The organism is Streptomyces sp. NPDC001858, from assembly GCF_053594615.1.
In genome coordinates this window covers 177,920-188,554 of record NZ_JBSFEV010000013.1, presented here as the reverse complement: position 1 = coordinate 188,554, position 10,635 = coordinate 177,920, and the positions used below count along the sequence as shown (strand labels likewise).

General features: G+C 69.9%; 8 protein-coding genes. All 8 read left to right on the top strand.

The features are described from left to right. The first annotated feature begins 163 nt into the window (after positions 1–163). The 8 genes from ACWCPF_RS21070 to pgi all read left to right on the top strand — a co-directional run bounded on the left by ACWCPF_RS21070 (position 164) and on the right by pgi (position 10,523). Entirely contained in the window at positions 164–3,118 is a 2,955-nt protein-coding gene (locus tag ACWCPF_RS21070) for a M14 family zinc carboxypeptidase (protein ID WP_451046566.1), read from the top strand. A 229-nt stretch (positions 3,119–3,347) separates the two neighbouring features. Beyond that, entirely contained in the window at positions 3,348–4,358 is a 1,011-nt protein-coding gene (gap, locus tag ACWCPF_RS21065; RefSeq protein WP_451046565.1) for a type I glyceraldehyde-3-phosphate dehydrogenase, read from the top strand. Between the two features lie 134 nt (positions 4,359–4,492). Continuing rightward, on the top strand, positions 4,493–5,704 hold the full coding sequence (locus ACWCPF_RS21060; protein WP_451046564.1) for a phosphoglycerate kinase: 1,212 nt from the start codon (positions 4,493–4,495) through the stop codon (positions 5,702–5,704). 6 nt (positions 5,705–5,710) lie between these two features. After that, on the top strand, positions 5,711–6,487 hold the full coding sequence (gene tpiA, locus ACWCPF_RS21055; protein WP_451046563.1) for a triose-phosphate isomerase: 777 nt from the start codon (positions 5,711–5,713) through the stop codon (positions 6,485–6,487). Between the two features lie 95 nt (positions 6,488–6,582). Next, entirely contained in the window at positions 6,583–6,819 is a 237-nt protein-coding gene (gene secG / locus ACWCPF_RS21050; RefSeq protein WP_451046562.1) for a preprotein translocase subunit SecG, read from the top strand. A gap of 211 nt (positions 6,820–7,030) precedes the next feature. Continuing rightward, a complete protein-coding gene (locus tag ACWCPF_RS21045; RefSeq protein WP_003957010.1) occupies positions 7,031–7,366 on the top strand; it encodes an RNA polymerase-binding protein RbpA in 336 nt (111 codons plus the stop codon). A 254-nt stretch (positions 7,367–7,620) separates the two neighbouring features. Beyond that, positions 7,621–8,814, top strand: a complete 1,194-nt coding sequence (locus tag ACWCPF_RS21040; protein ID WP_451046561.1) for an MFS transporter — start codon at positions 7,621–7,623, stop codon at positions 8,812–8,814. A gap of 59 nt (positions 8,815–8,873) precedes the next feature. Continuing rightward, the gene (gene pgi / locus ACWCPF_RS21035; protein WP_451046560.1) at positions 8,874–10,523 is read left to right on the top strand and encodes a glucose-6-phosphate isomerase; all 1,650 of its coding nucleotides are present in this window, start codon (positions 8,874–8,876) and stop codon (positions 10,521–10,523) included. The last annotated feature ends 112 nt before the right edge of the window (positions 10,524–10,635 follow it).

The following is a 10,635-nucleotide window of genomic DNA, read 5'->3' as shown; positions in this document are numbered from 1 at the left end:
GCATGCTTCGGTGTCGTTCGATGCCGGTGTGACGGTGTTGTACGGGGCGTTGGTCGCGGGTGGCCCGGCATTTGCGCGGCTTTGAGGCGCTCTTGACTGGATCATGAACTGTCATGAGCCTGGCAGAGTTCGCTGCCGTGGCGAACTCACGCCAGGGGGTTTCATGAGACGCAGAGCGAGATCGATCCTCGCTGTCGGCGCGCTGCTGCTCGGCGGAGCGGCGCTCGCGCCCATCGCCCAGGCACAGCCCGCAAGCTCGCCCACGCCCGACCCGGACGAGGTCAAGGTCTTCCGCGCCGAGGTCACCAAGCAGCAGGTGCCCCTGCTGCTGGCGGCCGGCCAGGACGGCCACGAACTGAGCGAGCAGGCTCCCGAGCAGGGCACCGCCACCGTCGAGGTGTTCCTGACCGACGAACAGGCGAAGAAACTCGGGAAGCAAGGGGTCGAGCTCACCGAGCACACCCTCTCCGCCCGCGCCGAGAACCGCGTGGAGGCGGCCTCGGACGGGGTGTTCCGCCCCTACAGCGGCGCCGGCGGCCTGCGGGAGGAGATCCTCCGCACCGGCCGGGAGAACCCGGGCCTGACGAAGGTCGTCTCCCTCGGCAGGACGGTGAACGGCCAGGACATCCTCGCGGTCAAACTGACCAAGAACGCGAAGAGCTCCAAGGACGGCGCCAAGCCCGCGGTGCTGTACATGTCCAACCAGCACGCCCGTGAGTGGATCACCCCGGAGATGACCCGGCGGCTGATGCACCACTACCTGGACAACTACCGCACCGACCGGCGGATCAAGAAGATCGTCGACTCCACCGAGCTGTGGTTCGTCCTGTCGGCCAACCCCGACGGCTACGACCACACCTTCCAGAGCGACGACAACCGGCTGTGGCGCAAGAACCTGCGGGACGTCAACGGCGACGGCGCGATCACCACCGGCGACGGCGTCGACCTCAACCGCAACTTCGCCTACAAGTGGGGCTACGACGACGAGGGTTCGTCCCCCAACCCCACCAGTCAGACCTACCGAGGCGCGAGCCCCGGCTCCGAGCCCGAGACGAAGGCGCTCGACGCGTTCGAGGCGCGGATCGGCTTCACGTACGGCATCAACTACCACTCCGCCGCCGAACTCCTCCTCTACGGCGTCGGCTGGCAGGTCGCCACCGACACCCCGGACGACGTCGTCTACGAGACGCTCGCCGGCACCCCCGACAACTCCGCGATCCCGGGCTACCACCCGCAGGTGTCCTCGGAGCTGTACACGACCAACGGCGAGGCGGACGGCCACGCGGCGAACGTCAACGGCACGGCGATGTTCACCCCGGAGATGTCGACGTGTCAGACCGCGTCGGACCTCGATCCGAACGACCAGTGGAACGCGGCCGACTGCCAGTCGGGCTTCAACTTCCCGGACGACGAGAAGCTGATCCAGGACGAGTTCGCCAAGAACATCCCGTTCGCGCTCTCCGTCGCCGAGTCGGCGGCCCGCCCCGACCAGCCGAAGTCCTCGGTCGGCCTGAGCGCCGCCGACTTCACCCCGGCGCCGTTCAGCACGTCCTACGCGCGCGGGGCCGACCAGGAGGTCTCCGTCGTCGCGCGCAAGGCGATCCGCGACAAGGAGCTCAAGTACCGCGTCAACGGCGGCCGTACGCACGACCAGGCGCTCAAGGCCTGGAAGGGCGGCGAGACCTACGGCGGGGACGACAACCTGTACTTCGACGAGTACCGCGCCAAGGTGCGAGACGGCGAACCGGGCGACAGGGTCGAGGTGTGGTTCACGGGCGAGACCAAGGACGGCAAGAAGGTCTCCAGCTCGCGCTTCACCTACACGGTCGCCGCGCGGCCCAAGGCCGACACCCTCGTCGTCGCCGAGGAGGGCGCCGCCGCCACGCAGGCGCAGACCTACGTCGACGCGCTGAAGGCCAACGGCCGCCGGGCGGTCGTCTGGGACGTCGCCGCGCAGGGCGCGCCCGACGCGCTCGGCGTGCTGAGCCACTTCGGCACGGTCGTCCACTACACGGGGGCGGGCGTCCCCGGCAATCCGACCCAGCTCGAACTGCGCGCCTTCCTCAACGAGGGCGGCAAGCTGATCGAGGCGGGCGAGCGGGCGGGCGGCGCGGTCGACCTCGGCGACGGCACGCCGTCGGACGACTTCAGCCAGTACTACCTGGGCGCCTACTCCCGTACGTCGACCCCCGGCGCCACCGGCTTCACCGGCTCCGGGAAGCTCGGCGGCCTGAGCGCGGCCCTCGGCCCGGCGGCCGGCAACCCGCTCGACAGGGCGGGCACCTACGGGGTCACCTCGGACGAACTGCCCGCCGCCACGTACCCGCAGTTCGCCAGCGCGGGCGCGGGCCGGTTCGCCGGGACGGTCAACCCGTACGGGCCGTACGCGGGCTCGTACATGGCCGCCGCGGTGCACACCGACGACGCCTACAAGCGCCTCGTCCGCACCGTCGACCTCACGGGCGTCGGAGCGGCGAGCGCCCCGACCCTGCGCAGCCAACTGCTGTGGGACACCGAGCCCGGCTACGACAACGCGATCGTCGAGGTCCACACGGTCGGCGCCGACGACTGGACCACGCTCCCCGAGGCGGGCGGCGCCACCAGCGCCGTCGTGCCGGCGGAGTGCGGGGCCGGCTTCTACGTCGGCGAGCACCCGTGGCTGCGGCACTACCTCACCGTCGCCTCGGGCGGCTGCACCGCCGCCGGCGCCACCGGCTCCTGGAACGCCTTCACCGGCGCCTCCAACGGCTGGCAGCAGGTGAACTTCGATCTCAGCGCGTACGCGGGCAAGAAGGTGGAGGTCGCGATCTCCTACGTCACCGACCCCGGCAGCGGCGGCCACGGCGTCCTCGCCGACGACGCCTCGCTGGTCGTCGGCGGCACGGCCACCGGCACCGAGGGCTTCGAGACCTCGCTCGGCGCCTGGCAGGTCGGCGGTCCGCCCGCGGGCAGCCCGGCCGTGCTGAAGGACTGGACCCGCACCGGCACCCTCTTCCAGACCTATGGAGCGGTCACCACCGACGACACCGTGCTGCTGGGCTTCGGCCTGGAGCACCTGACCTCGGCGGCCGACCGAAAAACGCTCATCGGAAAGGCCCTCGACTCACTTGAGGGGTGACACGCCACAGTCAACCCCGTGTGAAAGTTCGTGACCAAATCGAGTGACGAGGGCTTCAGGCCCGGGCGGTCCGTACCCCTACTGGCGGGTACGGACCGTCCTGCCGTGTATGGGGCGACTCGATGTCACCACGGGGCCCGCGGAGAGGTAGGGTCGTGGGTGGTCGGGGACATCCCAAATACAGCTCGCCGGCACCGCATAGCCGGTGTATCAACGAGGAGATCGGTTCGTGACGATCCGCGTAGGCATCAACGGCTTTGGCCGCATCGGTCGTAACTACTTCCGCGCGCTGCTGGAGCAGGGTGCTGACATCGAGATCGTGGCTGTCAACGACCTGGGTGACACCGCGACCACCGCACACCTCCTGAAGTACGACACCATCCTGGGCCGCCTCAAGGCCGAGGTGTCGCACACCGCCGACACGATCACCGTCGACGGTCACACCATCAAGGTGCTCTCCGAGCGCAACCCCGCCGACATCCCGTGGGGCGCGCTCGGCGTCGACATCGTCATCGAGTCGACGGGCATCTTCACGAAGAAGGCCGACGCCGAGAAGCACATCGCCGGCGGCGCCAAGAAGGTCCTCATCTCGGCTCCGGCCAAGGACGAGGACATCACCATCGTGATGGGTGTCAATCAGGACAAATACGACCCGGCGAACCACCACGTCATCTCCAACGCCTCCTGCACCACCAACTGTGTGGCGCCGATGGCCAAGGTCCTCGACGAGAACTTCGGCATCGTCAAGGGTCTGATGACGACGGTCCACGCGTACACCAACGACCAGCGCATCCTGGACTTCCCGCACTCGGACCTGCGCCGCGCCCGCGCCGCCGCCGAGAACATCATCCCGACCACGACGGGCGCCGCGAAGGCCACCGCCCTGGTCCTCCCGCAGCTCAAGGGCAAGCTCGACGGCATCGCGATGCGCGTCCCGGTCCCCACCGGCTCGGCCACCGACCTGGTCGTGACGCTGCAGCGCGAGGTCACCAAGGACGAGGTCAACGCCGCGTTCAAGAAGGCCTCCGAGGACGGCGACCTCAAGGGCTACCTGGCCTACACCGAGGACGAGATCGTCTCCTCGGACATCGTCAGCGACCCGGCCTCCTGCACCTTCGACTCCTCCCTGACCATGGTCCAGGAGGGCAACACGGTGAAGATCCTCGGCTGGTACGACAACGAGTGGGGTTACTCCAACCGCCTCGTCGACCTCACGGTCTTCGTCGGCGGACAGCTCTGATCGTCGGATCAGGCACTTCGATGTGAGCACAGGGCTCGGGCGGCGCAGCGACGCGCCGTCCGGGCCCTGAGTCACGTACAGATCAGCCCTCTTACGATCACGAGCACGACAAGTCCTCCTCGGGAGCCCTCTCTATGAAGACGATCGACGAACTTCTCGCCGAAGGCGTCGCAGGCAAGCGGGTCTTCGTCCGCGCCGACCTCAACGTGCCGCTCGAGAGCGGCGCCATCACCGACGACGGCCGCATCCGCGCCGTCCTGCCCACCGTCAAGGCCCTCGCGGACGCGGGCGCCAAGGTGGTCGTCGCCTCCCACCTGGGCCGTCCCAAGGGCGCGCCGGACCCGGCCTTCTCCCTCGCCCCCGCCGCCGCCCGGCTGGGCGAGCTCCTCGGCTCCGCCGTGGCCTTCGCGACCGACACCGTCGGCGAGTCCGCGCGCTCGGTCGTCGCGGGCCTGACCGACGGCCAGGTCGCCGTCATCGAGAACCTGCGCTTCAACGCGGGCGAGACGGCCAAGGACGACGCCGAGCGCGGCGCCTTCGCCGACCGGCTCGCCGAGCTCGCCGACGTCTACGTCGGCGACGGCTTCGGCGCGGTGCACCGCAAGCACGCCTCGGTCTACGACCTCCCGGCCCGGCTGCCGCACGCCGCCGGCTTCCTCATCGCCACCGAGGTCGGCGTCCTGAAGAAGCTCACCGATGAGGTCGCGCGGCCCTACGTCGTCGCCCTCGGCGGCGCCAAGGTCTCCGACAAGCTCGCCGTCATCGACGAGCTCCTCGGCAAGGCCGACCGCATCCTCATCGGCGGCGGCATGGCCTACACCTTCCTCAAGGCCCAGGGCCACGAGGTGGGCATCTCCCTCCTGCAGGAGGACCAGGTCCCGGTCGTGCAGGAGTACCTGCGGCGCGCCGAGCGGACCGGCGTCGAGCTGGTCCTGCCCGTCGACGTCCTCGTCTCCACCGAGTTCCCGGACCTGAAGGCCAAGGCCCCGACGAACCCCGCCACCGTCGCCGCGGACGCGATCCCCGCCGACCAGGAGGGTCTGGACATCGGTCCCGAGACCCGCAAGCTGTACGCCTCGAAGTTCGCCGACGCCGCCACCGTCTTCTGGAACGGCCCCATGGGCGTCTTCGAGCACCCCGACTACGCCGAGGGCACCAAAGAGGTCGCCCAGGCCCTCGTCGACTCCCCGGCCTTCACGGTCGTCGGCGGCGGCGACTCCGCCGCGGCCGTCCGCATCCTGGGCTTCGACGAGAACGCATTCGGCCATATCTCGACCGGCGGCGGCGCCTCCCTCGAATACCTCGAGGGCAAGACGCTCCCCGGCCTCGCCGCACTGGAGGACTGACCCCGTATGACCACTCGCACGCCGCTGATGGCGGGCAACTGGAAGATGAACCTCAACCACCTCGAGGCCATCGCCCATGTCCAGAAGCTCGCCTTCGCCCTGGCCGACAAGGACTACGAGGCCGTCGAGGTCGCCGTCCTGCCGCCCTTCACCGACCTGCGCTCCGTACAGACGCTCGTCGACGGCGACAAGCTCAAGATCAAGTACGGCGCCCAGGACATCTCGGCGCAGGACTCCGGCGCCTACACCGGCGAGATCTCCGGCCCGATGCTCGCCAAGCTGAAGTGCACGTTCGTGGCCATCGGCCACTCCGAGCGCCGTCAGTACCACAACGAGACCGACGACGTCGTGAACGCCAAGGTCAAGGCCGCCTACAAGCACGGTCTGACCCCGATCCTGTGCGTGGGCGAGGAACTGGACGTCCGTGAGGCGGGCAACCACGTCTCCCACACCCTCGCCCAGGTCGAGGGCGGTCTGCAGGACCTCCCGGCCGAGCAGGCCGAGTCCGTCGTGATCGCCTACGAGCCGGTGTGGGCCATCGGCACCGGCAAGGTCTGCGGCGCCTCGGACGCGCAGGAGGTCTGCGCCGCCATCCGCGCCAAGCTCGCCGAGCTCTACAGCCAGGAGCTGGCCGACGGGGTCCGCATCCAGTACGGCGGCTCCGTCAAGTCCGGCAACGTCGCCGAGATCATGGCGCAGGCCGACATCGACGGCGCGCTGATCGGCGGCGCCTCGCTGGACACCGACGAGTTCGTCAAGATCGTGCGCTTCCGCGACCAGTGAGTATGCGGTAGCGGCGATCCGTCGTACCCTTGCGGGGGCATGGCCGTCGTGCCGTGCCCCCGTCGTAATCCGATTCCGAGGAAGTTGGTCCAGCCGTGGTTCTGGGGTTCTCGATCGCCCTGATCGTCTTCAGCCTCCTGCTGATGCTGCTGGTGCTGATGCACAAGGGGAAGGGCGGCGGCCTCTCCGACATGTTCGGCGGCGGCATGCAGTCCTCCGTCGGCGGCTCCTCGGTCGCCGAGCGCAACCTCGACCGCATCACCGTCGTGGTCGGCACCCTGTGGTTCGCCACCATCATCGTCCTCGGCCTCCTCATGAAGACGAACAACTGATCAGCGTCGCACAGGCACGCACATTCCGGTACGTAAGGCCCCATGTTCGGTACGCGCAGCTGAGCGCGGCCTATCATGGGGCTTGCGTCTAGGTGTGGGAGCTGTAACTCCAATCACTGGACGCGCGTTGGGCCTTACGTAGACTGAGGCGCTCGCAGCGAAGCGAAACGCCGACTCGCTTTGCGGCACCATCACGCAGGGAGTTACGACCGTGGCAAGTGGCAACGCGATCCGAGGAAGCCGGGTCGGGGCGGGGCCGATGGGCGAGGCCGAGCGGGGCGAGTCCGCGCCCCGTCTGCGCATCTCCTTCTGGTGCTCCAACGGACACGAGACGCAGCCCAGCTTCGCCAGCGACGCGCAGGTCCCCGACACCTGGGACTGCCCCCGCTGCGGATTCCCGGCCGGCCAGGACCGGGACAACCCCCCGGACCCGCCGCGCACCGAGCCCTACAAGACGCACCTCGCCTATGTGCGGGAGCGGCGCAGCGACGCGGACGGCGAGGCGATCCTCGCCGAAGCGCTCGCCAAACTGCGGGGCGAGATCTAGCGACTTTCCAGGACCGGCCGGGCGCCCCAGGGCGCCTGGCCGGACCTGTTTCACGCTGTCCCGGCCCGCTCGGCCGGGCGCAGAGGCTGCTGCGCGGACCGATTGTCAGTGGCGCCCTCTACGGTTTTCACAGCGGTTCCCGTGTCATGCGGCGAACCTGCGAACCGGGAGGGGGAGTTGTGGCGGCGGTCGGTACGGCGGGGGTGCGCGCACCCGCGTGGCGCGGAGGGTTCGGACGGCTGTGGAGCGCCGCCGTGATCTCCCGCTTCGGGGACGCGCTGCGGACCACCGCGCTGCCCCTGCTCGCCGTCCAGCTCACGGACGATCCCCTGGTCATCGCCTCCGTGACCGCCTGCTCCTACCTCCCGTGGCTGCTGTTCGGCCTGCTCGGCGGGGCCGTCGCCGACCGGGTGGACCAGCGGCGCGCGATGTGGGCGGTGGACACCGTGCGCGGTCTGCTGGTCGCCGCCTTCGCCCTCGCCGTGGCCCTCGGCCACGCCTCCGTCCCGCTGCTGCTCGCCCTCGCCTTCCTGCTGACGACCCTTCAGACGCTCTTCGACAACGCCGCCACGGCCCTGCTGCCCTCCCTGGTGGACACCGAGGCCCTCGGCGGGGCCAATGCCCGCCTGCTCACCGGCCAACAGCTCGCGGGCGGTCTGCTGGCCGGCCCGGTCGTGCCGCTGCTGCTCGGCGTCGGCGCCTTCCTGCCGTTCGCGGCCGACGCGGGCACCTATCTGCTGGCCGCCGCCCTGGTGGCCTCCCTGCGGACACGGCCGCCCGAGCGGGAGCCGCGCCCCGCCGGCAGCACCCTGCGCGCGGAGATCGGCGAAGGCCTGCGCCATCTGTGGGGCGACGGCGTCCTGCGGTCGATCTGCCTGGCCACCCTGCTGTGCAACATCGGCATGGGCGCCCTGATCGCCACGCTGGTGCTGCATGTGACGCGCTGGCTGCACGCGGGCGACACCGGGTTCGCCGCGGCGATGACCGGGTACGCGCTCGGCAGTCTCGTCGGCGGGTTCCTCGCCCAGTGGATCGCGGGCCGCGTCGGGCGGGCCCGGGCCCTGCTGCTCGGCGGGACCGTCCAGACGGCGTCGCTGCTGCTCATGGGCACCGTGCGGCACCTCGGCGCACTGCTCGTCGGCATGCTGCTGCTCGGCCTCATGAACATGGTGTGGAACGTCAACCAGGTCACCCTCGTGCAGCAGCGCAGCCCCGCCTCCCTGGTGGGCCGCATCGCCGCCGCCTTCCGGACGGCCTCCACCTCCGGCGCGCCGCTGGGCGCGCTGCTCGGCGGAGCGGCGGCCCGGGCCTTCGGCCTCAACACGCCCGCCCTGCTGGCGGCCCTGCTCTTCGCACTCGCCGTCGCCGCGTTGATACCCGCGGGCAAGGCGGACGTACCTGTTGTTGCCCCGCGCGACGGTGCCGCGACGGCTCACGTCCCCTCCTGATCAACTAGGTTGGAGCGGCGGGGCAAGGGACAGATGAGGAAAGAGAGCTGAAGTCCGACATGAACGCAGACGGCCGTACGAGGCTCAACCAGACGCCCGAGTGGACCGCGCTGGCCAAACACCGCGAGGAACTCGGCGAGGTGCGCCTGCGGGAGCTGTTCGCCGCCGACCCCGAGCGCGGCGCCGGATACACGCTGCAGGTCGGTGACCTGCACATCGACTACTCCAAGCACCTCGTCACCGACGAGACGCTGCGGCACCTGCGCGAGCTGGCCGCGGCCACCGACGTCTTCGGCCTGCGCGACGCCATGTTCCGCGGCGAGAAGATCAACACCACCGAGGACCGCGCGGTCCTGCACACCGCGCTGCGCGCCCCTCGCGACGCGGTGATCGAGGTGGACGGGGAGAACGTCGTCCCGGCGGTGCACGCCGTCCTCGACAAGATGGCCGATTTCGCCGGCCGCGTCCGCTCCGGCGCCTGGACCGGGCACACCGGCCGGCGCATCCGGAACGTGGTGAACATCGGCATCGGCGGCTCCGACCTGGGCCCCGCGATGGCCTACGAGGTGCTCCGCGGCTACACCGACCGCGACCTCACGGTCCGCTTCGTGTCGAACGTGGACGGCGCCGACCTGCACGAGGCCACCCGCGACCTGGACCCGGCCGAGACGCTGTTCATCATCGCGTCCAAGACGTTCACCACCATCGAGACGATCACCAACGCGACCTCGGCCCGCACCTGGCTGCTGGACGCGCTGGGCGACGCGGACGCCGTCGCCAAGCACTTCGTCGCCCTGTCGACCAACGCCGAGAAGGTCGCCGACTTCGGCATCGACACCGTCAACATGTTCGAGTTCTGGGACTGGGTCGGCGGCCGCTACTCCTACGACTCGGCGATCGGCCTGTCGCTGATGATCGCCATCGGCCCGGACCGCTTCCGCGAGATGCTCGACGGCTTCCACCTCGTCGACGAGCACTTCCGCACCGCCCCCGCCGAGTCCAACGTGCCGTTGCTGCTCGGCCTGCTGGGCGTCTGGTACGGCAACTTCCACGACGCCCAGTCGCACGCCGTGCTGCCCTACAGCCACTACCTGTCCAAGTTCGCCGCCTATCTGCAGCAGCTGGACATGGAGTCCAACGGCAAGTACGTCGGCCGGGACGGCCGCGAGGTCGACTGGCAGACCGGACCCGTCGTCTGGGGCACCCCGGGCACCAACGGGCAGCACGCCTACTACCAGTTGATCCACCAGGGCACGAAGCTCATCCCGGCCGACTTCATCGGCTTCGCCGAGCCGTCCGCCGAACTCAGTGCCGAACTCGCCGCCCAGCACGACCTGTTGATGGCGAACTTCTTCGCGCAGACCCAGGCGCTGGCCTTCGGCAAGACCCCGGAGGAGGTGCGCGCGGAGGGAGTGCCCGAGGAACTGGTGGCCCACAAGACGTTCAAGGGCGACCACCCCACGACCACGATCCTGGCCCGTGCGCTGACCCCGTCGGTCCTCGGCCAGCTCGTCGCCCTCTACGAGCACAAGGTGTTCGTGCAGGGCGCGATCTGGAACATCGACTCCTTCGACCAGTGGGGCGTCGAGCTGGGCAAGGTCCTCGCCAAGCGCGTCGAGCCGGCGTTGACGGAAGGCGCGGACGTACCCGGCCTCGACGGGTCGACGAAGGCGCTCGTCGCCAAGTACCGGGAACTGCGCGGCCGGTAGCGGCCGCGTAGGCGACGCGGGAAGGAACGGGGAAGCGGGCGGCGGGAGTCCGTCCGCTTCCCGTAAGATCCGCGAGGATCACGCAGCGACGACTCGGGGGAGTGGAAGTTGG

Bases quoted from the DNA above. Each gene is read 5' to 3' on its own strand.
- tpiA (WP_451046563.1), top strand. From the start codon at position 5,711: ATGACCACTCGCACGCCGCTGATGGCGGGCAACTGGAAGATGAACCTC.
- ACWCPF_RS21060 (WP_451046564.1), top strand. From the start codon at position 4,493: ATGAAGACGATCGACGAACTTCTCGCCGAAGGCGTCGCAGGCAAGCGG.
- ACWCPF_RS21070 (WP_451046566.1), top strand. From the start codon at position 164: ATGAGACGCAGAGCGAGATCGATCCTCGCTGTCGGCGCGCTGCTGCTC.
- pgi (WP_451046560.1), top strand. From the start codon at position 8,874: ATGAACGCAGACGGCCGTACGAGGCTCAACCAGACGCCCGAGTGGACC.